This window comes from uncultured Marixanthomonas sp., assembly GCF_963974425.1.
GTDB lineage: Bacteria > Bacteroidota > Bacteroidia > Flavobacteriales > Flavobacteriaceae > Marixanthomonas.
In genome coordinates this window covers 1-23,049 of sequence record NZ_CAXBCK010000004.1, presented here as the reverse complement: position 1 = coordinate 23,049, position 23,049 = coordinate 1, and the positions used below count along the sequence as shown (strand labels likewise).

Here is a 23,049-nt window from a genome sequence, read left to right as displayed (position 1 = left end):
GTTTTAATTTACGGTTGTAAGCGTTTTATTTTCCAATCTGCTCCTTCTAAAGTGTATTGAATACGATCGTGAAGCCTATTGGGCCTTCCTTGCCAAAATTCAATTTCTATCGGTTTTACCAAGTAACCGCCCCAATCTTTTGGTTTTGGCACTTCTTTACCTTTATATTTTTTTTCTAATTCGTCTAGTTTCTTTTCTAGGGCTTCCCTACTTTCTATTTCGCTACTTTGATTAGAAACAAAAGCTCCTAACTGACTTCCATGTGGTCTGGAATGAAAATAATTGGTAGAATCTTCTTCTGAAGTTTTTTCGGCCACTCCTTTAATAATCACTTGACGCTCCATATTAGGCCAAAAGAATGAAAGGCAAACTTTTTTATGATGAGCAATTGAATTTCCTTTCTCACTATTGTAATTAGTATAGAAATAGAAGCCGTTTTCATTATATTTTTTAAGTAATACTACCCGACCTCTTGGAAAGTCATCTTCGCCAAATGTAGATAGTGTCATCGCATTCACTTCATCAACTCCACCAGATTCTTTTACTTCAAAAAACCACTTTTGAAACTGTTGTATAGGGTTTTCATCAACGTTCTTCTTAATTAGTTCAGCTTTCTCGTACGATTTTCTATATGTGTGCAAATTCGTGCCCATGAGTACTTGTTTACTGCAATTTACGAGTTTTGCACTTGGTTTTAAAATAGAAAAGTTTAAATATGTATTAAATTTTAAATTTCAAATTGTTTGCCATCTTGGGCCAACTCAACAGTAAAAAAAACCTCTTCGGCTTCTTTTTTAAACAAGGATAGATCACCGTAGCGCCCAGAGTAATGTCCCAAGATTAAAGTACCAACCTCGGCTTTTTTGGCAATAACAGCAGCTTCTTTAGCCGTACTGTGCTTTGTTTTTTCGCATAAATGGTGATGAGACTCTAGAAAGGTAGATTCATGGTACAAAACTGTAGCATGTTTTATCTGCGGGACTATTTCAGGGTAAAAAGCTGTATCACTACAATAAGCATACGATTTTGAAGGTTCTGGTTCTAAAGTGACTGTTTTATTTTCGATCAACTCCCCTTTTTCGTTTTCTACGTCAAACCCCTGTTTTAGTTTCTGAAAATAGGTATGATGGATACTAGCTTTTTGAGCAGCCTTAAAATCTAATTTTCTTTCTTTAATCTTTTCCTGAAACAAGAACCCATTGGTGTAAACCCTATGATTTAAAGGGATAGTGGTTACCTTTACTTTTTCATCTTCAAAAAGTAAGGTAGGTTCTTTACTATCTAATTCGTGAAAAAATAAGGAGTAATTGGTCCAAGATTTTCCTAATTTTAATTGAAGAAGAATGGCTTCTTTAATTCCTTTTGGGCCATACACATGCAAATCTGCTTCTCGTCCCAATAGCAAAAACGTAGAAATTAATCCTATTAAGCCATAAAAATGATCACCGTGTAAATGTGAAATAAAAATATGCTTAATACGTGAAAATTTCACTTTGTAGCGACGTAGTTGTACTTGGGTGCCTTCTCCACAATCTATTAAAAAAAGATGTCCTTGAACTTCTAACACCTGCGCAGTAGGATGTGCGTTTATATGTGGTGTTGCAGAATGACAGCCAAGGATAGTCAATTTCATAAAATGGAATTTAGTAAGTTGTTTTTTAAGAAAAAATGATTTAAAAACCTAAATCACGCTCTATTTCTTCCATGTCAACAATATCTGAAGCTTCTTGAACAGTAGGTACTACTATCATTTCCATTGGAATTACATCTGGACTAATAGCATTGTTTACTATTACAAATGATTGTTTTGTTTTACGGTGTAAATTTGAAACTTTCAAAAATTGAAGTAGTTCTTCCAATTCAAGTGTGTCGTATTTCAGTAAATCAATAACTACATTCTGACCTTTAAATTTCTTCGGAATTTGATATTCCAAAAAAGAAGCAAAGTCTGAAATATCATTCTGCTCATCTGCTAATATCACATAATTATCGTGATTTGTAATTTCCATCTTATTGAATTTTTGAAGCTAATAGATACAGCACAGCCATACGTACAGCAACTCCATTTTGCACTTGATTTAATATAATTGCCTGTTTACTATCGGCTACATCACTTGTAATTTCCACCCCTCGGTTTATAGGGCCTGGATGCATGACTACAATCTCTTTATTAAGTGAATCTAATAGTTTTTTGTTAACCCCAAACTGCTGTGTGTATTCTCTAGTGGTTGGAAAATAACTTATATCCATCCGTTCATTTTGAACTCGCAACATATTGGCGACATCACACCATTCTAACGCTTTTTGAAGATTGGTTTCAATACCTACATTTAAATGTTCAATATATTTAGGAATAAGTGTTTTAGGACCACATACTTTAACCATTGCTCCAAGCTTTTGCAGCGCAAAAATATTACTTAAAGCTACTCTAGAATGTAGAATATCACCAACGATAACTACCTTTTTACCGGCTACATCCCCTAATTTTTCACGAATGGAATAACAATCCAATAATGCTTGTGTAGGATGTTCGTGAGCGCCATCACCTGCATTTACAATACTGGCTTTTATATTTTTTGAAAGAAAAATACCTGCACCAGGATTTGGGTGCCGCATCACCACCATATCTACTTTCATGGATAAGATGTTGTTTACAGTATCAATTAACGTTTCTCCTTTTTTTACAGAAGAGGAAGCAGCAGAAAAGTTGATTACATCTGCTGACAGTCGTTTTTCAGCTAATTCAAAAGAAAGACGCGTTCTGGTACTGTTTTCAAAAAAGAGGTTTGCTATTGTAATATCACGCAGTGAAGGAACTTTTTTAATGGGTCGGTTGATCACTTCTTTAAAATGATCTGCCGTTTCAAAGATAAGGTTAATGTCATCTTCGGTTATGTATTTTATTCCCAGTAAGTGGTTTACACTTAGTTCGCTCATTATAGTTGGTATTTCTTATATTTTACCCTTCGGCTCCGCTCAGACTACGGTTGCTGAGTGGAGCCGAAGTAACATCAATTACTTACTAAATACACTACATCTTCGCCTTCATTTTCTTTCCAACACACCTTAACTTTTTCATTATTAATAGCATCTACTTGTCGCCCTCTGTAATCTGGTTGAATAGGTAAATGTCTACTAAAACGCCTATCGATAAGGGTTAAGAGCTCTATCTCTAATGGACGACCAAAGGATTGCATTGCTGTTAAAGCAGAACGGATGCTTCTACCCGTATATAAAACGTCATCTATAAAGACAACCTTTTTATTTTCAACCACAAAATTAATATTGGTTTTATTGGCTTCTAATGGTTTTCCGCTTCGTCTAAAATCATCTCGATAAAAAGTGATATCTAAATACCCCAGTTGAATATTTTTGATTTTATATTCTTCTTCCAATAAAATTTTTAAACGTTCTGCAAGAAATACACCACGCGGCTGTATTCCTATTAAAACTGTATCGGTAAAAGTATCGTGATTTTCAATTAATTGGCAAGCCAAGCGATGAAGCGCAATATTGATTTCGGTTGCGTTTAGTAACACTTTTTGGCTCATAGAGTAGTCTAGCTAAGATTCAAAATACAAAAGTACTATTTTTTTGATGAAATAATACGGTTACCCATCATTCAGTTTTAGTGGTTTTTTTCTTTTTTACTATTTTCAGAAGAATATATCTTTAATTCAAACTAAAAACTATTTTGTACTTTTAACAGAACCAACCAAAAACTAAAATTTATGACAACCACTACCAAACCCAATACAGCCTTTTGGATCATTGCAGTTTTAGCACTCCTATGGAACATCATGGGGGTTATTCAATTTGTTGTTTCCACCTTTATGTTAGAAATGGTAACTGAAGGAGCTTCTGCAGAAGAAATGGAATTATACACAAGCATGCCTGCTTGGTACACTGCTGCTTTTGGTATTGCAACCATTACCGGGTTACTAGCTTGCATAACAATGCTCATGCGTAAGAAAATTACTGTTAGCTTATTTGGACTTTCTTTAATTACTGTCTTAATAGCGCAAATTTATTGGATCTTTGCTACAGATGTTATGGATATTATTGGACCAACAGCGATTATTATGCCTTTAGTGGTCATAGCCATTTCTATTTTTCTTTATTATTACAGTAAAGGTGCTAAACAACGCGGTTGGCTCAATTAATTTAAAGCCACTTTTTTCTTTTAAAATACCAAAGTAAGCCAAAGAACACAAGGATCATTGCGGCCCATAGATAATAGTATCCATACCGTAGATGAAGTTCGGGCATATGCTCGAAATTCATCCCATAAATACCTGCCATGAACGTTAATGGAATGAAAATAGACGCCATGATGGTCAACACTTTCATGACTTCATTCATTTTATTACTTATGGTGGTCATGTACATATCCATCAAGCCCCAGATCATTTCGCGGTAAATATCCACGCTTTCTGAAACTTGAATAATATGATCGTATAAATCACGTATGTAATTTTGAGTACGTTCTTCTATTAAAGCGGTATCTGTTTTTTCAAGTCTATTAATCACCTCTCTAAGTGGCACTACTGCTCGCCGAATACGTAATATTTCTTTCTTTAAAACTTGAATATCTTGAGTAATATCTTCTTCAACTTTATCTTCGAACAATTGATCCTCTATCAGTTCAATTTTAGCGCTTAATGTTTCAATTACACTAAAATAATTATCAACTACAGCATCTAATAAAGCGAACATAAGGTAGTCTGCACCTTTATTTCGCACGCGACCCTTAGCGTTTTCTATCCGGTCTCGAAGTCCGTCAAACACATCGCCATCGGCTTCTTGAAACGTGGTTACGTAGTTATGACCAACCACTAAACTTACATGTTCATTCACAAAATCGCCATCGTCAGTATAGTGAAGCATTTTAAAAACAATGAATAAGTAATCTTCATATTCATCCATTTTGGGACGTTGGTTGGTGGTCACAATATCCTCTTGAATTAATGGATGCAAACTGTAATAATCACCAAGGCGTTCTATTTCTTTGGTATTGTTAAGGCCATTGACATTTATCCATGTAACGTGTTCAGACGTTTCAAATTCAAATGCATCTTCAATATTTTCAGTATCTATTCGTTTGTAATGATCTTTCGAGTAGTCAATGATTTCTAACTTAGTAACCGTAGATGCTTTTTTACCTGTATAGGTTACTTGTCCAGGGACTTCATTCCTGTTTTTCTGAGGATTTACTTTAGGAAGTTTTATACGTCTTTTTTTTCTTGCAGTCATTTTTATAAATTGTTTTTTAAAGATAGAAAAACTAATTCTTTTAATTATTTTAGACTTGTAACTAATATTAATTAAGCTTAAGAAATTGCTAAACACCACTTATCCATTTGATCCATTAGTAAAGCATCATTTACTTGTTGCATTAGGCCTTGTTATATGGATTTTTACTTTTTTGTATTTAACAGAACCCCTTGATGTTAATGAGTTAACTAATATTGAGCAACTTATTTATTTACCTATTTATGGCTTAGTAGGCGGGATTGCATACTTTTTTATGATGCCTTTTCAATATTGGCTTTGTAAAAATACATTATGGACTATTGGTAAAGAGTTGTTATTCATACTCTGTTTTAGTATTCTGGCTTTTATAATTGCTAGATCTGTCTATTTATATATCATTGTTTCAGGCGAACCTAACCCGTATGGAGTATGGTATTTCTTTTCTTCAATATATTTACCTGTAATTGCCATTATTTTACCTATCGTTATAGGAGGCCGTGTAGCTCTAGGCAAATACAGAGAAAAAAAATTAGACGATCAAAAAATAAATATAGACGGTGAAGGAACCTATGAAGGGTTGCATTTGCTATTAAACGATATCATATCCATAAAAGCTGAAGACAACTATATTGAAGTGACTTTTTTAGACTTCGGAAATTTAAAAAGACAACTAATTCGAAACAAACTTTCTTATATCGAAACACTCGACACATCATTAATCCGAAGTCACCGTTCTCATATATTTAATCCTTTTCATTTTAAGCAGTGGAAAAACAAAAAAGGAAAAATATCCCTTCTTTTAAGTAACGATATTGAAATTCCCGTTTCAAAAACATATTTTGAAAATGTAAAGTCCGTTTTAGATTCTTAATTTTTTTCTACTAAAAACAAATACTTAGCATTTACATATATTCAACATAAATTTCACCACAAATAAGTATTGTTTCACCCCAAACGCCCTATATTAAGGATGTTTGAGGCCTTCTCTATTTATATTTGTTTTAGAAATAATCAACTCCCAAAATACAAAGGGATCTAAAAACAACATCATGAAGAAACTAATCATTTTTTTAATTACGGTAATTTTAGCAACTAACTTGTTTTCACAGATACAAAACAAAAAAGAAGTTTTTATAATTGGTACAATGCACGAAGTACCAAAAGTTGTTAAAAACAGTTATAAGCCTCTTTTAAAATTAGCTATAAAGTATAACCCTGAAGCTATTTATGTTGAAAGTCCGCAGCCTAATGACTCAATAAGTTGGGAATATTTAAAAAATGGTTGGTCAAAACATTATAAGAAGTTTTATTATTTATCTGATTCGCTAAAAAACAGTTTCAATTTTGATCAGCATACCTTGGATTCTTTACTAAGAAAAGATTTTGAAAATCTTACAGAAGATAATTTAAAACTAATAACTAACTCGTTTGCTTATCTTAGAGACGATGCCAATTATCAGTTTTATAAATACATTCAAAAGCATGGTATTAAGGGGTCAAAAAAGCCGACACGTGCTGAAGACGGAGATTTAACAGCTAAACTAGCATTAAAGTTAAATATTAAACAATTAAACTCCATGGACGATCAACAGACAAATAAACAGTACCATGAAGCTTGGCAAGCTTGTGCTAAAAAAGGTCAAACAAATGGTGATAATAAAATTAATAGAGAGCTCAATAAAAAAGACTACAATAGAGCTATACTGCCTGCCCTATTAGGAGGTTTAGGAAAACACGTAAATAAGCGTAAATCTTTGTTGCGGCTACACAAACTATCTTCTTTTACCTATGTAGAAAACGAAACAAAAAGCTGTACTTTAGGTGAAAAATACTGGAACGAACGTAATAGTAGAATGGCTAAAAACATTGCGACTCAAGTACTAAATAAAGACTATACTAAAAATATTGTCATTGTCGGGGCTGCCCATGTTATTGGATTAGAAAGAGAGCTAAAGAAAAACTATCCAGATATCAGTATCAAATTAGTTGATGAAAATTTTTATAAAAACTGAGTCTGGCATAAACAAAAGGAATGGTTTATTCCACTCCCTTAGAGCAAACAGTTAGAATTTAGTTATATTAAAGTGTTGCAAACTTATCGACTATGCCTCATTTGCAACACTTTTTCAATATCGCTAAGTTTGTAGCCCTTCGCTTGCAATAAGATTAGGTAGTGAAACAATAAATCGCTGCTTTCATTTAAAAAAAGATTATCATCACTATCTTTTGCCTCAATTACTACTTCAACAGCCTCTTCTCCTACTTTTTGAGCTATTTTGTTCATTCCCGCTCTAAAAAGAGATGAAACATAGGATTTTTCGTTTTCTGAATTATCTTTTCTGTCCTCAATTATTGCTTCCAATTTTGAAAGAAACCCGAAATTAGAGTTGTTTTTTTCGTTCCAACATGTATCTGTTCCTTTGTGACAAGTTGGCCCTTCTGGCTGCACTTGAACAAGCAGAGCGTCATTATCACAATCAACTTTTATGGAAACTAAGTTTAAAAAATTGCCACTCTCCTCTCCTTTGGTCCACAGTCTATTTTTACTTCGGCTAAAAAAGGTTACTTTTTTAGTTTGATTGGTTTTTAAAAACGCCTCTTCGTTCATATAGCCTAGCATCAACACATTTTTAGTGATTGCATCTTGTATAATTGCCGGGACTAAACCGTTTTCGTATTTCGTATAGTCTATTTGCATAATCTTATAATCTAACAGGGATTTCCTGTGTTTTTAATTCTTTTTTTAATTCTGAAATCTCTATTTCCTTAAAGTGAAAAACACTAGCAGCCAAAGCAGCATCAGCTTTTCCTAATTTAAAAGTATCTGTAAAATGATTCATAGTACCTGCACCACCTGAAGCAATTATTGGAATATTGAGTGTTTCTGAAAGTTTTTTCAAAGCTTCATTAGCAAAACCGTCTTTGGTACCGTCATTATCCATTGAAGTGAAGAGAATTTCTCCAGCACCTCTTTTTTCAGCCTCCAAAGCCCAATCAAATAAATTTAACGTTGTAGGTTGCTTCCCTCCTACTAAATGTACAACCCAATCACCATCTATCTGTTTTGCATCGATAGCAACCACAATACATTGCGAACCAAATTTAGCAGCTAAATTGTTTATAAGTTGCGGGGTTTTAACTGCGGAAGAGTTTATAGAAACCTTATCTGCTCCGTTTTTCAATAATACGGCAACATCTTCCACACTCGAAATTCCGCCGCCAACGGTAAACGGAATGTTTATAGCTTCAGCAATTTGTAAAACCATATTGGCAAGTGTTTTACGGCGTTCTTCAGTAGCTGATATATCTAAAAAAACCAACTCATCGGCTCCCGTTTCAGAATATATTTTAGCTAATTCTACTGGGTCTCCAGCATCTCGAAGGTTTACAAAATTAACGCCTTTTACGGTGCGGCCATTTTTTATATCCAAACAAGGGATTATTCGTTTAGTTAGCATCTAGAATATATTTTTCAAGTTGTTTTAAAGATATTCTGTTTTCATAAATAGCTTTTCCTAAAATAGCTCCTTCACATCCTATTTCAGATAGCTTAGGAAGATCGTCGAAGATAGCTACACCTCCAGAAGCAATTAGTTTTAAATTCTCAGTTTCAGCTAAAATTTGTTTGTACAATTCAAACGAAGGGCCTTCCAACATCCCATCCTTACTAATATCTGTACAAATTACATACGTGGCTCCTTCAATTTGATATTTTTGAATAAACGGAATGACAAACTCATCACTTTCTTCTAACCAGCCACTTACAGCAACTTTTTCATCTTTTGCATCAGCACCTAAAATAATTTTGTCGCTACCATATTTTTGTAACCAGTTTTTAAAAACAGCCGGGTTTTTAATTGCAATACTTCCACCAGTTATTTGATTGGCGCCACTATTAAAGGCTATCTCTAGATCTTTATCACTTTTTAAACCACCTCCAAAATCTATTTGTAGATTGGTTTTAGAAGCTATTTCTTCTAAAATTTTATGGTTAACAATATGGCTACTTTTTGCCCCATCTAAATCTACTAAATGTAGATATTTAATGCCGTGATCCTCAAATTGTTTAGCAACCTCTAGCGGGTTCTCGTTGTATATTTTTTTTGTGTTGTAGTCACCTTTTGAAAGCCGTACACATTTACCTTCAATAATATCTATAGCAGGTATTATTCTCATAGTTAAATCATTAAAAAGTTCTTTAATATTTTTTCTCCAACAGCGCTACTTTTTTCTGGGTGAAATTGAACGCCGTAGAAGTTATCTTTTTGAAATGCAGAAGAATAATCTCCGTCATAGTCAGTCATTGCAATGGTTTCATCGCAAATTGGGACATAGTAGCTGTGCACCAAATACATAAACTCGTTTTCTGAAATACCTTTAAATAAATCAGTCTGTAAGTTTGAAATGGTATTCCAGCCCATTTGCGGAACTTTCAATGTATTTGAAAATCGTTTTACGTCAAGGTTAAAAACACCTAAACCCTTCGTGTTTCCTTCTTCCGAAGAATTACAAAGCAACTGCATGCCCAAACAAATACCTAAAACGGGTTGTTTTAAGTTGGGTATGAGCTTGTCTAAGCCTGTTTCCTTTAGCATTTTCATCGCACTGTCGGCATGACCGACACCCGGAAAAATCACTTTATCGGCAGTTTTAATTTCTTCTTCATTACTACTCAAAATAGCATTAAACCCTAACCTTTCAATAGCAAATTGAAGGCTCTTAATATTTCCGGCACCATAATCTATAATAACTATATTCATTACAATACGCCTTTTGTAGATGGTAAAATCATCTTATCTGTATCTCGCTTTACTGCAACTTTTATCGCTTTGGCAAAGGCCTTAAAAATTGCTTCTATTTTGTGGTGTTCGTTCGTTCCTTCTGCTTTAATGTTAAGGTTAGCCTTAGCTCCGTCTGTAAAACTTTTAAAGAAATGGTAGAACATTTCAGTAGGCATTTTACCAATCATTTCACGTTTAAAATCTGCTTCCCAAACCAGCCAATTTCTACCGCCAAAGTCAATCGCTACTTGCGCTAAGCAATCGTCCATTGGTAAACAAAATCCGTAACGCTCTATCCCTAATTTATTACCCAATGCTTTTGAAAAAACTTCCCCTAATGCAATAGCGGTATCTTCTATCGTGTGATGTTCATCTACTTCTAGATCGCCTGTTACTTTTACAGAAAGGTCCATTTGACCATGCCTAGCTATTTGATCTAACATGTGGTCGAAAAAGGCAATTCCAGTATCAATAGCGCTTTTCCCAGTTCCATCAAGGTTTAATTGGATTGATATATCTGTTTCATTTGTTTTTCTATTGATTTCAGCCGTTCTAGAGTCTAATTTTAAAAACTCGTAGATAGCCATCCAGTCATTAGTTTCTAGTGCTATAACCGAGTTTAACTCTTCCTTTTGAACTGTGATTTCATTTGTTCCTAACTGCGTGTCATCATTAATAAAAATAGCTTTTGAACCTAGATTTTTAGCCAATTCTACATCGGTAAGTCGATCGCCTATTACAAATGAATTTTCCAAATCGTATTCTTCTGAAAAAAACTTTTTTAACAATGCTGTACCTGGTTTTCGAGTGGGCGCGTTTTCGTGCGGAAAGGTTCTGTCTAGAAAAACCTCATTAAAAACGACTCCTTCATTCTCAAAAGCTTTCATGATAAAATTATGAACTGACCAAAATGTTTCTTCTGGAAATGAGTCCGTGCCTAAACCGTCCTGATTGGTTATCATAACGAGCTCAAAGTCTAACTCTTTGGCTATTTTAGCCATATATGTAAAAACCTTTGGGTAGAACACCATTTTATCAAAGGCATCAATTTGTTCGTCGACGGTTTCTTTAATTAGGGTTCCGTCCCTATCTATAAATAATACGTTCTTTTTCATGATTGAAGTTGTTTTAAGGTGGTAATTAAAAGCTCATTTTCTTTTGGCGTTCCAACTGTTAAGCGCAAAGTATTTTCACAAAGCGGTTGACTGCTACGGTTTCGAACTACAATCCCCTTTTCTACTAATTGATTGTGACGTTTTGTAGCGTCATCTACTTGGCATAGAATAAAATTAGCTTCTGAAGGAATAATTTTATTAATAAAGTTTACTTCAACTAAAGCTTTATATAACTCTTTCTTTTCATCTATCAATAAACTTATTTCATCTTTTAAAATTGATATGCTTTTTAACCGATTAATCGCTTTTTCTTGTGTTAAAGAATTAATGTTATAAGGTGGTTTAATTTTATTTAAAACCGTTATTATTTCTTCGGAAGCAAAACAAATACCCAGTCTTATTCCAGCCATTCCATACGCTTTTGATAGGGTTTGGGTAACAACCAAATTAGGATATTGAGTCAACTTTTTTGACCAACTTTCGGTTTCTGAAAAGTCGATATACGCTTCATCAATAACAACCAAACCTTTAAAATTGTTTAATAATTTTTCAACTTGAGTTTCAGAAAAAAGAGTCCCTGTAGGATTATTGGGTGAACAAAGAAAAATCATTTTTGTTTGCTCATCAACTTTTTCTAAAATTGCTGGGATATTGGGTTGAAATGCTTCAGTTAGCAGCACCTCCCTATTTTCAATATTATTAATTCCAGCAAGTACTTTGTACATTCCGTACGTGGGAGGAAGTGTGATTATATTGTCTTTTCCAGGCTCACAAAAAGCTCTAAAGAGTAAATCCAAAGCTTCATCACTGCCATTGCCTAACAGCATATTTTTTTCTGAAATATCTTTAATTAAACCTATTTCTTTCTTTAAAAACCGTTGTTGCGGATCTGGATACCGATTTACTCCGTTTTCAAAAGGATTTTCATTAGCGTCTAAGAAAACCATAGATTCACTCGTTTCTGTAAATTCATCTCTAGCAGAGCTATAAGGCTGTAAAGCTGCAACGTTAGGACGAACTAGTCTGTCTAGTTTAAATATATTTTTCATAATATTATTGTAAGCTTTTTAAACGAATGGATACTGCGTTTTTGTGAGCTTCTAATCCTTCTGCTTCAGCCATGATTTCAATTGCAGGACCGATATTCTTAATTCCTTTTTCTGAAATTTTTTGAAACGTCATACTCTTTAAAAAACTATCCAAATTAACACCGCTATACTGTTTTGCATAGCCGTTGGTCGGTAAAGTGTGATTGGTGCCTGAAGCATAGTCACCAGCGCTTTCAGGCGTGTAATTCCCTATAAATACAGATCCAGCGTTTTGAATATTTGATACGAAGTATTCTTCATTTTCTGAAATAACAATAAAGTGTTCCGGGCCGTACTCATTAATCATTTCAAGCGCTTCTTCTTTCGTATCTATTAAAATTAATTTTGAATTTGCAATAGCTTGTGTTGCAATATCTTTTCTGGGTAGTTTTTCTAGCTGTGCTTCCACTTCTTTTTCGGTTTCAACAATAATTTTTTCAGAAATAGAAACCAAAATTACTTGGCTGTCAGGTCCGTGTTCTGCTTGGCTCAATAAATCTGATGCTACAAAAGAAGCATTGACAGTATCATCTGCATAAACTAATAATTCTGAAGGACCCGCAGGCATATCGATAGCTACATTATATTTGGTTGCTAACTGTTTTGCAACCGTAACATATTGGTTTCCGGGACCAAAAATCTTATAAACGGAAGGAACGGTTTCGGTACCAAAAGTCATCGCCGCAATGGCTTGAATTCCGCCTATTTTATAAATTTTCGTGACGCGACAGAGTTTTGCAGTATATAAAATAGCCGGATTGACTTCTCCTTTTTTATTAGGTGGCGTACATAATACAATTTCTTCACATCCTGCTATAGTTGCAGGCACAGCAAGCATTAATAAAGTTGAAAATAGCGGTGCTGAACCTCCTGGAATATACAATCCCACTTTTTGAATAGGCCGTTTTTCTTGCCAGCAGGTAACTCCGTTAGTAGTTTCTACCGTTACACCCTCTGTTTTTTGTGCAGCATGAAAGGTAGTGATGTTCTTTTTTGCTATAGCTATCGCTTCTTTTAATTCAGAAGTTATAGATTTCTCTGCTTGGTTAATTTCTTCTTCAGAAACTAACAATTTATCAGGTGTGGTGCCGTCAAAAAGCTCTGTATACTTTAACACTGCCTGATCGCCTTTTGTTTTTACTTCCTTAAAGATGTCATTGACGACAGCTTCAATGTCTGCCACTGTTTTCGTAGGTCTTTTAAGTAGTTCAGACCAAGTATTTTTAGCTGGATTAAGTGCTTTTTTCATTATGCAATCATTTTTTCAATAGGACACACTAAAATACCTTCAGCACCTACAGCTTTTAATTCTTCAATTACTTCCCAAAACTCCTCTTGATTAACTACAGAATGCATACTGCTCCAGCCTTCTTTGAGAAGCGGTAAAATAGTTGGGCTTTTCATCCCGGGTAATAATTTCGTAATGGCTTCGATTTTATCGTTTGGAGTATTAAGCAAAACGTAGCGATTGTCACGACCTTTTAATACAGATTGAATTCGAAAAAGTAATTTTTCTAGCAATTGATTTACTTTGTTACTAATTAAGGGAGATGCTGCCAGTACAGCTTCACTTTCGAAAATAACTTCAACTTCTTTCAGATTATTTTTAAAAAGTGTACTTCCACTGCTTACTATATCGCAAATACCGTCTGCTAAACCAATGTTAGGGGCGATTTCAACGCTTCCGTTAATAATATGTAAATCTGCTGTGATTCCTTTTTCGGTAAGATACTTTTGTGTGGTATTAGGGTATGAAGTGGCGATTCTTTTTCCTTCAAAATCTTTTATGCTATCATACTCAAAAAACTTAGAAACCGCTAATGAAACACGGCATTTAGAAAAACCTAATTTTTCTTTTACGGTAATTTCGTTACCGTTTTCAACTAAAAGATTCTCTCCTATTATCGCACAATCTACTACACCATCTTTTAAATATTGAGGAATATCTCCATTACGCAAATAATAGATTTCCAACGGAAAATTTTTAGCAGGTGCCTTTAATTGATCCCTGCCATTATCTATGGAAATGCCACAATCTTTTAAAATTTTTAAAGACTCTTGGTTTAGCCTTCCTGACTTTTGTACTGCAATTTTTAATACTTTCATTTTTTTAATTTTAGTGCATGAAAAAACCCGTTTGAGAATGCTCAAACGGGTTTCGATATAGTTTATATAAGTTTACTTACAACATATCAGTATCACCTCGCAAGAGCGTGGAAATTAATATGGTGATGATGTAATGCTATCTGTTTCATAAGATGTGTACAAAGTTAGATAAAAATGTTTATATAATTATTAATAAACATATTATTATTAAGTAAAAATAAATGCAATATTTTATTAGATTTGTTTTTTATAGAATTATAAGAAATAACTTACGTTCTATAAATCAATTTTTTACACGCTTTGAAAAGTTTTTTAATAGCTTTTATCATTTTTCTTATTTGGGCTTTTTTTGGGCTTTGGCTCTATTCATGGCTTCAGACAGACAATGAACCTACTGCCGTTCTAACGGAAAACACATCCATAAATAAAGATACGCTTACTTCTACTGCAATCGATAGTATTAATAAAATGGAGAAAAATTTATACAAAATAGACTCTATTTCTACGGTCGAAAACACTCCAATGGTTGTAAAAAATGATCAAGGGGATATTTTATTTTTGTTTGAAGATGGAATAATATCGCATAAAAACAGCACAGAAATTATTGTACCTGAATCGACTATTGATTTTAAATACAAAATCAACACCTATTTAATTGAACACCCAAATAAAGAAATACAAATTACTTCAATTTACAGCCCTGATGAAAATATGGAAACACCTAATATAGGAGTTCAAAGGGGTAATAAATTAAAACAAATTTTAATTACAACTGGAATTGCTTCAGAAAAAATCGTAGTTAAACCTGTAATTAAAGACATTAATTTTAATGAAAGTGAAGAATTTAATGACGGCTTTTCCTTTTCCTTTAAACCCTGGGATAAAGATCGTATAGAAGAAATGGAAACAAATATTCCTGAATCTGTAACAGTATATCCTAAATTTTCTGAAACCGGAATTATCGTAAACAATAATTTACGTAATTTGCTTGAAGAGATTAAAACCGCCTTTACAAACAATCCAAAAATGACCATTGCAGTAATTGGACATACAGACAATGTAGGTAATGCAAACGACAATTACAGTATGGGGCTACAATATGCAAGGCAGGTAAGATATTATTTAATTTCAAAAGGAGGTTTTGAAAAATCACTAATTAAAGCAATCTCTAAAGGTGAAACTGAGCCAATTGACACTAATAATTCTAAACGAGGCAGAATCGCCAATAGAAGAATTGAAATAGTTTACAATTATAATGGATAGTTTTTTTGAATACATAAACCAATTTTCGAACTTAATAAGCATTTTTATTTTAATGTTTAGTTCATTCGTTATTGGTTATTTTTCAGGCTCATGGTTCCAGAAAGAAAAAAACAAAACCTTTATAGCAAAGTTAAAAGGTGAAGTAAATGCAGCTAAATCACAACAAAAAATAAACGACATAGAAACTATTTTCACGGAAATAAAGCCTAAAATTGTCGAAGTCGTAAAACAAACTCAAAAAGAGATTGTTAATCCTGAAGAAGTTTTGAAAAAGGCACGTACTAGCTTTGTTACATACACAAAAGATAAACCTAAATTAGATTATGAAACTATTGGTTTTGCTCATAGTTTTGAACGGGATGACCTTACTAAGATTGAAGGTATTGGTCCTTATATTGAAGAAAAACTCAATGAAATTGACATTTACACCTTCGAACAAATAAGTAAGCTTACCTCTTCTGATATACGCGCACTTACCGATATCATTGATTTTTTCCCCGGAAGGATTGAACGTGATAATTGGGTGGGTCAAGCAAAATCCTTAATAGCTTACTAAAATATAGTGTATGCACTTAGCCACTCTCGATTGGGTATTAATCCTTTCTTTTTTCGCAATTTTTTTATTTATCGGTCTTGTAGTTGCCAGAAAGGCCGGTAAAAACACCCAAGAGTTTTTTCTTTCTGGGCGGAATATGCCTTGGTGGTTGTTAGGTATTTCTATGGTTGCAACAACATTTGCAGCCGACACACCAGGTTTGGTAACCGAACTAGTCAGAAAAAACGGAGTTTCTGGAAACTGGGTTTGGTGGGCCATGTTGCTTACGGGAATGCTTACGGTGTTTTTCTATGCTAAATTATGGCGAAAATCTGGAGTATTAACAGATTTAGAGTTTTATGAATTACGTTACTCTGGCAAAGCTGCAAAGTTTTTAAGAGGGTTTAGAGCCTTGTATTTGGGTGTTGTGTTTAATATTATAACTATGGCAGGCGTATGCTTGGCAGGTGCCAAGATTGCAAATATTTTATTAGGTATTTCACAAGAAGAAGCCCTACTCTACTCTTCTATAATTGTCGTTATTTATTCTTCATTAGGTGGTTTAAAAGGTGTATTAATTACAGATTTAATACAGTTTATAATCGCAATGGTCGGTTCTATTTGGGCAACAGTTTACATACTGAACCTACCTGAAATTGGAGGACTGTCCAACTTACTTGAAAATCAACAAGTAGCTACAAAACTGAATATACTTCCAGACTTTTCAAATACTGAAATGTTAATCACCCTTTTCATTATTCCTTTAGCAGTACAATGGTGGAGTACTTGGTATCCAGGTGCAGAGCCTGGCGGTGGTGGTTATATTGCACAGCGTATGCTAGCAGCAAAAAACGAAAAACACGCTACATGGGCTACGTTGTTTTTTAATTTTGCACATTATGCCGTACGACCTTGGCCATGGATATTAGTAGGATTGGCTTCTATTGTTATGTTCCCCAATTTAGAAAGTATTGCTACGGCTTTTCCTAATCTGAATGCTGAAATGCAAGGTCATGATGTTGCGTATGTAGCAATGATGACATATTTACCCGCAGGTTTAATAGGCTTGGTACTTGTTTCTCTTATAGCTGCATTTATGAGTACTATTTCAACACAATTAAACTGGGGAAGTTCATATATTGTAAATGATTTTTACGGTCGTTTTGTTAATCCCTCAGCCTCAGAAAAACAAAAAGTATTGGTTGGTAGAATCTCTACAGTCGTATTAATGACCTCCGCCGCCTTATTTTCTTTTTATCTACAATCAGCAAAAGACGTATTTGACCTATTGCTACAAATTGGTGCAGGAACTGGTTTATTGTTTATCCTAAGGTGGTTTTGGAGCCGGGTAAATCCATATAGTGAAATCGCCGCTATGTCTATTTCGTTTATCATTGCCATTTTCTTCTTTGTAAATGAAAAAATGGATAGTCCCCTTTTTGAATTGGCCAGTCATTGGCAATTAACCATTGGAGTGATTATTACAACAATAGGATGGGTTTTAGTTACCCTAATTACAAAACCAACTGACAAAGACACGTTAGAGAGTTTTGAATCTCTGGTTTTTGGTGAAAAAAGTAAGTTTTACAATTTCAATTATAAAATATTAGCTTTCCTTTTAGGCGTTATCGGCACGTATAGTGTCCTGTTTGCTACAGGATACTTTATCTATTCAAAATTTGTAACAGCAACCTTACTGTCCATTTTAGCAGCCATTTGTTGTTTTGTATTAGTGAGAATTTGGAAACGAATTAATTAAGGATTATATTTTACTGTATCCAACGGCAATTAGCAGTGCCGTTAGATTGTAAAAAACACCATTTTAAAAAGTCTTAGCCTCGAGTAATCCAGATGATACTTAGATTTAGTCAAATTCTACACCTATTGACTGTATAAAGTATATTCAAAACTGACTTAGAGCCAAAATAAAAGCCTTTCAGAAGATTCTGAAAGGCTTTTTATTCCAGTTTTAGTATTTAATGTGTACTGATACTGCTAACTGATTACTTACTTCTTATTGGTTTCCTAAGATAATAGGCATTCCACTATCGCCAGAACCAATAACAATTACTTTACTATTATTAGATTCAGAAAGTTTTACTGTTGCCTGAATACCTTTTTCTTGTAATATTTTATCAGTTAACGAAGCGCTTAAAATGCTGTTTGCTGCAGCTTTACCCTCTGCTTCAATACGCTGACGCTCTTTTTCTTTCTGTGCTTTTTCTAAACGGAATTCATACTCCAAAGATTCCTGTTCTTGTCTTAATTTACGCTCAATAGCTACTTTAATAGTTTCTGGTAACGAAATATCACGTACTAAAATCCGGTTTACTTGCACAAATTGATTGTTAAGTAAATTTTCAGTTTCTTCTAACATTTCACTCTGGATTGATTCTCGCTTACTAGCATACAATTGCTCAGGGGTATAACGACCTACTACCGCACGAGTAGCAGAACGTACAGCTGGCTTTATCAACCTCGTAATGTAATCCTCTCCTTTTTCTTGGTGTAATTTTCCTAAGTTTACATCTTCAGGTTGAAACCAAACAGAGGCTTCTAATCGAATATCCAACCCGTTTGAGGATAATACTTTCATAGATTCATCTAACGATTGCTGACGTACTTCGTATATAAAAACGTCATTCCAAGGAGCTACAATATGGAACCCTTCGCCCATAGCAGGCTCATCGGTTACAACCCCACCGCCAAAGCGTTTGTAAAGCACTCCGGCTTCTCCAGAAGATATGGTTACAGCAGATTTTGCTATAACGATTATAATTATGATGATACCAATAATTAGTGGTATCCCTATTTTGGGTAATCTTTCCATTATAATTTATATTTTTTTGGTTTATATAAGTCCGTTGTATTTTCTAATAAACCACTCAGCACTAAGCGTTAAAACTATAAGCCCGAGCAGGTATTTCCAATCAATCAAAGGTACGGTTTTTAGTTCGCTTTTCTGAATGGATTGGTAAGAATCATCAGCCATTAAGCGCTCAATTAAAAGCTCCGTTTCTGACGGGAAATAGGCGGTTCCATTTGTGTTTTGAGCTACTCGTTGTAACTTGGAAACATCGGCATTTAAAAACTGCTGTTCTACGTTAAAATCGAGAATGGTAAAGTTTCCGCTACGCGAAATTGATTCATCAGCAACTGAAACCGTATACTTGTACTCCCCAGCTGGCAAGCTATTTAAATCTACTTCATAGAAGTTATTCCTTAGCAACATAGGGAAAACTGTTTGCTTTTCAGTTTCGGTATTATTTACTGTAATATTTAGAGCTGCACGAGAATCAAACACAAAGTTTTTATCAAAATATTGAGCTGAAATTTTTATCGAGTTGTTATTGTAGTAAAAAGTTTCATTACTAACTTCTAGACGGCTTCGACGTTTATTAGAAGCTAAATATTGTATTAGTTTTCCTGTAAAATTATCAAACTCCTGAAAGTTTTCGGTTTGTAAAAACGACTGTGCACGCCATTTCCATAAACCTTCCCCATCCCAAATGGCATCGCGCTTTCCATTTAGCTCTAACGTGGCTAACATAGGTGTGCCTGTTTCAAAACCATTAATGGATTGTCCCAATAATGTTTCGTGCGGAACTAGTACGCTTAAGTCTCCAAAGGTTGTTTTTAATGGCGGAAACTCATCAAACCTAATATTCTCTACTGCAAAAGTGCTATAGTTGTTGTTCAGTGTTGCTGAAACTTCTTCGGTTTGTAAACTGGACTCTTTTTTAAATTCCTGTTGAATTGAATTCAAGAAACTCCAATCGGTATTGGTACCAGTTATTGTTAAGGTGTTTTTTTTAAGATTTTTTATTTCTGAATATATCTGGGAAAAACTACGATCGGGCTGAAAAAATACAACTAATTGATAGTCATTTAATATAGAAGCGGCTTCTGATGGTTTTTTAAAAGTAACCGTTCGTTGGTCATTAGTTGTTATTGAGTTTTTTAAAGCTCCTAAATCTGGATGAGAAATATCACTCACCACGAGGACATTGGTTGCTTGGTCAATTACTTCAACCGCAAACTGTTTGCTATTGTTGGTCTTATTTTTTTCATCATCTAACGGTACAATTTGAGCGGTATATTTTTGTAATCCCACGCTTGATGCCGGAAGCGTAAAATTTAATGTTTTACTATTATTCTCTTCTGAAAACCCTATGGTTTCCCTAAACACAGTTGTACCGCCTTGAGATATTATAAACTGTGAAGTAACCAATCCTGTTCCGTTATATACCAAGATTACTTCCACCGGGAACTTATTTTTTAAAAAAGCATAACGATTGCTGTTTAAGCGTTCAATTTTAAGATCGGTGTATTTAATGGAATCACCTAAAATAAAAGGATAAATAGCGTTTTTATATGTTGCCGAAGTGAACTCGTAATCGCTCCCCAATGTCTGATTACCATCGGTTATCAAAATAGTGGGAGCATTTTCCTTTTTAAAAAGGTTATCTGTGGATTCCAAAGCTTTTGAAAGATTGCTATTCTTTTCTGAAAAGGAAAGAGAATCTAACTCCTCGAAATCACTTCCGAAGGAAAAGAAAGAGAGATCGAACTTTTCATTCAAATTTTCATTACTCTTCAACTTTTCAAGTAAAACTGAAACTTGATCTGTTTGCTTTAGTTCTGCTATTGAACCTGAATTATCGACAAGTACAGGTAGTTTCGGTTTTTCAATGGAATACGTTTCACTTTTAAACTTCGGGTTAATTAGTAAAAGCAAAAGTGAAAACAAAGTAACAAAACGTAATATCCCAAATATCCAGCTTAGCGATTTAGAATATTTTGTTTTATAACCATACATGAACAACGCCAGCGCAAAAGAAATTACGCCGGCGATGATGATATATAGTATGGTTTCAGTTGTCAATTATGTAAGTTCAAGTTTAATATTTCAAAAATACTAATTATGTAAGCATTCCTCCATCTACGTTTAAAACTTGCCCTGTTATATATCCAGAAAGATCACTTGCTAAAAACACACATGCATTTGCGATATCTTCTGGTGAGCCTCCTCGCTTTAAAGGAATCGCCTCTCTCCAGCTTTGAACTGTTTCTTCATTTAGTTTTCCAGTCATTTCAGTTTCGATAAAACCTGGTGCAATTGCATTACAACGAATATCACGAGAGCCTAATTCTAAAGCTACAGATTTTGTAAAACCAATAATTCCGGCTTTTGAAGCAGCATAATTAGTTTGTCCGGCATTACCCTTCACTCCTACTACCGAGCTCATATTGATAATAGAACCTTTACGCTGTTTTAACATAGCGCGTTGTACAGCTTTTGTCATATTGAAAACAGACTTCAAATTCACTTCAATTACTTTATCGAAATCTTCTTCTGAAATACGCATTAAAAGATTGTCTTTTGTAATACCTGCATTATTTATTAAAACATCGATGCTACCAAATTCTTTTAAAACTTCAGCGGCTAACTCTTGAGAATCTTCAAAATTAGCAGCATTACTTTGATACGCTTTCACTTTTACTCCTTCCTTAGAAAGATCGGAAGCAATTGCTTCTGCAGATTCTTTAGATGAGTTATATGTAAATGCTACATTAGCGCCGTGTTTTACAAACGTTTCCACGATTCCTTTTCCTATTCCACGGCTACCTCCTGTTATAATTGCTGTTTTCCCTTCTAATAATTTCATAGCTATTTGTTCTATTAATTTTGGTTGGTTCTTTTTTCAGAATAATGTAAGATACCAATTATCTTACTTAGATATCAAATATAAAAAAAGCCCTGTTAAAAAAACAGGACTTTAGTACTTATATGATTCGTGATTTACCCTAGAACTTCGGCAACTTTCTTACCTATTTCTGCAGGTGAATCTACAACGTGAATTCCACATTCACTTAATATTTTCTTTTTAGCTTGTGCAGTATCATCGCTTCCACCTACAATGGCTCCAGCGTGTCCCATAGTTCGTCCAGCAGGTGCTGTTTCACCTGCGATAAAACCAATAATTGGCTTTTTACTTCCGCTTTCTTTGTACCATTGTGCTGCATCGGCTTCCAATTGACCACCAATTTCACCAATCATAACAACAGCTTCTGTTTCTTCATCATTAATTAAAAGCTCTACAGCTTCTTTTGTGGTAGTCCCAATAATTGGATCTCCACCTATACCAATTGCGGTTGTGATTCCTAATCCTTGCTTTACTACTTGATCAGCAGCTTCATAAGTTAATGTTCCAGATTTTGAAACAACGCCAATTTTACCTTTCTTGAAAACAAAACCAGGCATGATACCTACTTTAGCTTCGCCAGGAGTAATAACTCCAGGACAGTTAGGACCTACCAAGCGGCAGTCTCTATCTTTAATATAATCGGCAACTTTAATCATATCACCCACTGGAATTCCTTCAGTAATTGTAATGATCACTTTAATTCCAGCGTTTGCAGCTTCCATAATCGCATCTGCTGCAAAAGCAGGGGGAACGAATATAATAGTTACATCTGCTCCTGTTTCTTTAACTGCATCTGCTACGGTATTAAAAACCGGTTTGTCAAGGTGTTTTTGTCCACCTTTTCCCGGGGTTACACCACCAACTACATTTGTACCGTAATCAATCATTTGACCTGCGTGAAACGTACCTTCACTTCCAGTAAAACCTTGTACGATAATTTTTGAATCTTTATTTACTAAAACGCTCATTCTCTTTCAGAATTTTTAATTGTTTTATATTGAAATCTATGTTGCCCTATTTATATTCTTGATAAAGCAATGCAAAGGTACTATTTTGAAATAGCTTTTAAAAGAATTTATACTTTAACCTTATGATACGACCCATCGGTATCATCATTATCTGTTACAGGTTGACTTACTTGGTGTCCGCGATATATTTTTCCATCTTTTACTTCCCAAATAGCCATAAAATGCGCTATTC

General features: G+C 34.2%; 24 protein-coding genes. 6 read left to right on the top strand and 18 right to left on the bottom strand.

What is annotated here, in order from left to right; all coding sequences use genetic code 11:
* Positions 1 to 8: 8 nt before the first annotated feature.
* The 5 genes from pdxH to pyrR all read right to left on the bottom strand — a co-directional run bounded on the left by pdxH (position 9) and on the right by pyrR (position 3,551).
* Positions 9 to 653, bottom strand: coding sequence for a pyridoxamine 5'-phosphate oxidase (gene pdxH, locus AACZ92_RS01680; RefSeq protein ID WP_339696298.1), 645 nt, complete (start codon positions 651 to 653; stop codon positions 9 to 11).
* A 74-nt stretch (positions 654 to 727) separates the two neighbouring features.
* Complete coding sequence (locus AACZ92_RS01675; protein WP_339696295.1) at positions 728 to 1,633, bottom strand: ribonuclease Z; 906 nt, start codon at positions 1,631 to 1,633, stop codon at positions 728 to 730.
* Between the two features lie 40 nt (positions 1,634 to 1,673).
* Positions 1,674 to 2,009, bottom strand: coding sequence for a ribonuclease Z (locus AACZ92_RS01670; protein WP_339696292.1), 336 nt, complete (start codon positions 2,007 to 2,009; stop codon positions 1,674 to 1,676).
* Between the two features lies 1 nt (position 2,010).
* Positions 2,011 to 2,937 carry an aspartate carbamoyltransferase catalytic subunit gene (locus tag AACZ92_RS01665; RefSeq protein WP_339696289.1) on the bottom strand — a complete coding sequence of 309 codons (927 nt, stop codon included), beginning with the start codon at positions 2,935 to 2,937 and terminating at the stop codon, positions 2,011 to 2,013.
* Positions 2,938 to 3,011: 74 nt separating this feature from the next.
* Complete coding sequence (gene pyrR / locus AACZ92_RS01660) at positions 3,012 to 3,551, bottom strand: bifunctional pyr operon transcriptional regulator/uracil phosphoribosyltransferase PyrR (protein ID WP_339696286.1); 540 nt, start codon at positions 3,549 to 3,551, stop codon at positions 3,012 to 3,014.
* 180 nt (positions 3,552 to 3,731) lie between these two features.
* Between pyrR and AACZ92_RS01655 the strand changes: the two genes are divergently transcribed.
* A complete protein-coding gene (locus AACZ92_RS01655) occupies positions 3,732 to 4,163 on the top strand; it encodes a hypothetical protein (protein ID WP_339696283.1) in 432 nt (143 codons plus the stop codon).
* Between the two features lies 1 nt (position 4,164).
* On the opposite strand, the gene corA is transcribed toward AACZ92_RS01655, so the two are convergent.
* Positions 4,165 to 5,253 carry a magnesium/cobalt transporter CorA gene (corA, locus tag AACZ92_RS01650; RefSeq protein ID WP_339696280.1) on the bottom strand — a complete coding sequence of 363 codons (1,089 nt, stop codon included), beginning with the start codon at positions 5,251 to 5,253 and terminating at the stop codon, positions 4,165 to 4,167.
* A gap of 85 nt (positions 5,254 to 5,338) precedes the next feature.
* On the opposite strand from corA, the gene AACZ92_RS01645 reads away from it, so the two are divergent.
* Positions 5,339 to 6,124: a LytTR family DNA-binding domain-containing protein gene (locus AACZ92_RS01645; protein WP_339696277.1), complete on the top strand. Its 786-nt coding sequence runs from the start codon at positions 5,339 to 5,341 to the stop codon at positions 6,122 to 6,124.
* A gap of 178 nt (positions 6,125 to 6,302) precedes the next feature.
* Entirely contained in the window at positions 6,303 to 7,265 is a 963-nt protein-coding gene (locus AACZ92_RS01640; RefSeq protein ID WP_339696274.1) for a DUF5694 domain-containing protein, read from the top strand.
* A gap of 83 nt (positions 7,266 to 7,348) precedes the next feature.
* Here AACZ92_RS01640 and hisIE read toward each other — a convergent pair whose 3' ends face one another.
* The 8 genes from hisIE to hisG are packed head-to-tail and all read right to left on the bottom strand — an operon-like array spanning position 7,349 to position 14,343.
* Entirely contained in the window at positions 7,349 to 7,951 is a 603-nt protein-coding gene (gene hisIE, locus AACZ92_RS01635) for a bifunctional phosphoribosyl-AMP cyclohydrolase/phosphoribosyl-ATP diphosphatase HisIE (protein ID WP_339696271.1), read from the bottom strand.
* A gap of 4 nt (positions 7,952 to 7,955) precedes the next feature.
* Positions 7,956 to 8,711, bottom strand: coding sequence for an imidazole glycerol phosphate synthase subunit HisF (gene hisF, locus AACZ92_RS01630; RefSeq protein WP_339696269.1), 756 nt, complete (start codon positions 8,709 to 8,711; stop codon positions 7,956 to 7,958).
* Entirely contained in the window at positions 8,701 to 9,429 is a 729-nt protein-coding gene (hisA, locus tag AACZ92_RS01625) for a 1-(5-phosphoribosyl)-5-[(5-phosphoribosylamino)methylideneamino]imidazole-4-carboxamide isomerase (protein ID WP_339696266.1), read from the bottom strand. Before hisA ends, hisF begins: the two co-directional genes overlap by 11 nt.
* A 2-nt stretch (positions 9,430 to 9,431) precedes the next feature.
* Positions 9,432 to 10,013: an imidazole glycerol phosphate synthase subunit HisH gene (gene hisH / locus AACZ92_RS01620; RefSeq protein ID WP_339696264.1), complete on the bottom strand. Its 582-nt coding sequence runs from the start codon at positions 10,011 to 10,013 to the stop codon at positions 9,432 to 9,434.
* Positions 10,013 to 11,149 (bottom strand): bifunctional histidinol-phosphatase/imidazoleglycerol-phosphate dehydratase HisB, encoded by a 1,137-nt coding sequence (gene hisB, locus AACZ92_RS01615; RefSeq protein ID WP_339696261.1) that lies wholly within the window; start codon positions 11,147 to 11,149, stop codon positions 10,013 to 10,015. The genes hisH and hisB overlap by 1 nt, the downstream gene beginning before the upstream one ends.
* Positions 11,146 to 12,198, bottom strand: a complete 1,053-nt coding sequence (gene hisC / locus AACZ92_RS01610) for a histidinol-phosphate transaminase (protein ID WP_339696258.1) — start codon at positions 12,196 to 12,198, stop codon at positions 11,146 to 11,148. The genes hisB and hisC overlap by 4 nt, the downstream gene beginning before the upstream one ends.
* A gap of 4 nt (positions 12,199 to 12,202) precedes the next feature.
* Complete coding sequence (hisD, locus tag AACZ92_RS01605) at positions 12,203 to 13,486, bottom strand: histidinol dehydrogenase (RefSeq protein WP_339696255.1); 1,284 nt, start codon at positions 13,484 to 13,486, stop codon at positions 12,203 to 12,205.
* A complete protein-coding gene (gene hisG / locus AACZ92_RS01600) occupies positions 13,486 to 14,343 on the bottom strand; it encodes an ATP phosphoribosyltransferase (RefSeq protein WP_339696252.1) in 858 nt (285 codons plus the stop codon). The genes hisD and hisG overlap by 1 nt, the downstream gene beginning before the upstream one ends.
* 300 nt (positions 14,344 to 14,643) lie before the next feature.
* Between hisG and AACZ92_RS01595 the strand changes: the two genes are divergently transcribed.
* The 3 genes from AACZ92_RS01595 to AACZ92_RS01585 are packed head-to-tail and all read left to right on the top strand — an operon-like array spanning position 14,644 to position 17,900.
* Positions 14,644 to 15,606 (top strand): OmpA family protein, encoded by a 963-nt coding sequence (locus tag AACZ92_RS01595; RefSeq protein WP_339696249.1) that lies wholly within the window; start codon positions 14,644 to 14,646, stop codon positions 15,604 to 15,606.
* Positions 15,607 to 15,658: 52 nt separating this feature from the next.
* Positions 15,659 to 16,162: a hypothetical protein gene (locus AACZ92_RS01590; RefSeq protein WP_339696246.1), complete on the top strand. Its 504-nt coding sequence runs from the start codon at positions 15,659 to 15,661 to the stop codon at positions 16,160 to 16,162.
* Positions 16,163 to 16,172: 10 nt separating this feature from the next.
* Positions 16,173 to 17,900, top strand: a complete 1,728-nt coding sequence (locus AACZ92_RS01585) for a sodium:solute symporter family protein (protein ID WP_339696243.1) — start codon at positions 16,173 to 16,175, stop codon at positions 17,898 to 17,900.
* Positions 17,901 to 18,155: 255 nt separating this feature from the next.
* On the opposite strand, the gene AACZ92_RS01580 is transcribed toward AACZ92_RS01585, so the two are convergent.
* The 4 genes from AACZ92_RS01580 to sucD form a co-directional block, all read right to left on the bottom strand.
* Positions 18,156 to 18,971 carry a prohibitin family protein gene (locus AACZ92_RS01580; RefSeq protein ID WP_339696240.1) on the bottom strand — a complete coding sequence of 272 codons (816 nt, stop codon included), beginning with the start codon at positions 18,969 to 18,971 and terminating at the stop codon, positions 18,156 to 18,158.
* A gap of 21 nt (positions 18,972 to 18,992) precedes the next feature.
* Positions 18,993 to 21,026 carry a vWA domain-containing protein gene (locus AACZ92_RS01575; RefSeq protein ID WP_339696237.1) on the bottom strand — a complete coding sequence of 678 codons (2,034 nt, stop codon included), beginning with the start codon at positions 21,024 to 21,026 and terminating at the stop codon, positions 18,993 to 18,995.
* 37 nt (positions 21,027 to 21,063) lie between these two features.
* Complete coding sequence (gene fabG, locus AACZ92_RS01570; RefSeq protein ID WP_339696234.1) at positions 21,064 to 21,810, bottom strand: 3-oxoacyl-[acyl-carrier-protein] reductase; 747 nt, start codon at positions 21,808 to 21,810, stop codon at positions 21,064 to 21,066.
* A gap of 134 nt (positions 21,811 to 21,944) precedes the next feature.
* Positions 21,945 to 22,817, bottom strand: a complete 873-nt coding sequence (sucD, locus tag AACZ92_RS01565; RefSeq protein ID WP_339696231.1) for a succinate--CoA ligase subunit alpha — start codon at positions 22,815 to 22,817, stop codon at positions 21,945 to 21,947.
* Positions 22,818 to 23,049 lie beyond the last annotated feature (232 nt).

Coding starts and splice junctions, on each gene's coding strand:
- pdxH (WP_339696298.1), bottom strand. CDS start 653: ATGGGCACGAATTTGCACACATATAGAAAATCGTACGAGAAAGCTGAA.
- AACZ92_RS01675 (WP_339696295.1), bottom strand. CDS start 1,633: ATGAAATTGACTATCCTTGGCTGTCATTCTGCAACACCACATATAAAC.
- AACZ92_RS01670 (WP_339696292.1), bottom strand. CDS start 2,009: ATGGAAATTACAAATCACGATAATTATGTGATATTAGCAGATGAGCAG.
- AACZ92_RS01665 (WP_339696289.1), bottom strand. CDS start 2,937: ATGAGCGAACTAAGTGTAAACCACTTACTGGGAATAAAATACATAACC.
- pyrR (WP_339696286.1), bottom strand. CDS start 3,551: ATGAGCCAAAAAGTGTTACTAAACGCAACCGAAATCAATATTGCGCTT.
- AACZ92_RS01655 (WP_339696283.1), top strand. CDS start 3,732: ATGACAACCACTACCAAACCCAATACAGCCTTTTGGATCATTGCAGTT.
- corA (WP_339696280.1), bottom strand. CDS start 5,253: ATGACTGCAAGAAAAAAAAGACGTATAAAACTTCCTAAAGTAAATCCT.
- AACZ92_RS01640 (WP_339696274.1), top strand. CDS start 6,303: ATGAAGAAACTAATCATTTTTTTAATTACGGTAATTTTAGCAACTAAC.
- hisIE (WP_339696271.1), bottom strand. CDS start 7,951: ATGCAAATAGACTATACGAAATACGAAAACGGTTTAGTCCCGGCAATT.
- hisF (WP_339696269.1), bottom strand. CDS start 8,711: ATGCTAACTAAACGAATAATCCCTTGTTTGGATATAAAAAATGGCCGC.
- hisA (WP_339696266.1), bottom strand. CDS start 9,429: ATGAGAATAATACCTGCTATAGATATTATTGAAGGTAAATGTGTACGG.
- hisH (WP_339696264.1), bottom strand. CDS start 10,013: ATGAATATAGTTATTATAGATTATGGTGCCGGAAATATTAAGAGCCTT.
- hisB (WP_339696261.1), bottom strand. CDS start 11,149: ATGAAAAAGAACGTATTATTTATAGATAGGGACGGAACCCTAATTAAA.
- hisC (WP_339696258.1), bottom strand. CDS start 12,198: ATGAAAAATATATTTAAACTAGACAGACTAGTTCGTCCTAACGTTGCA.
- hisD (WP_339696255.1), bottom strand. CDS start 13,486: ATGAAAAAAGCACTTAATCCAGCTAAAAATACTTGGTCTGAACTACTT.
- hisG (WP_339696252.1), bottom strand. CDS start 14,343: ATGAAAGTATTAAAAATTGCAGTACAAAAGTCAGGAAGGCTAAACCAA.
- AACZ92_RS01590 (WP_339696246.1), top strand. CDS start 15,659: ATGTTTAGTTCATTCGTTATTGGTTATTTTTCAGGCTCATGGTTCCAG.
- AACZ92_RS01585 (WP_339696243.1), top strand. CDS start 16,173: ATGCACTTAGCCACTCTCGATTGGGTATTAATCCTTTCTTTTTTCGCA.
- AACZ92_RS01580 (WP_339696240.1), bottom strand. CDS start 18,971: ATGGAAAGATTACCCAAAATAGGGATACCACTAATTATTGGTATCATC.
- fabG (WP_339696234.1), bottom strand. CDS start 21,810: ATGAAATTATTAGAAGGGAAAACAGCAATTATAACAGGAGGTAGCCGT.
- sucD (WP_339696231.1), bottom strand. CDS start 22,817: ATGAGCGTTTTAGTAAATAAAGATTCAAAAATTATCGTACAAGGTTTT.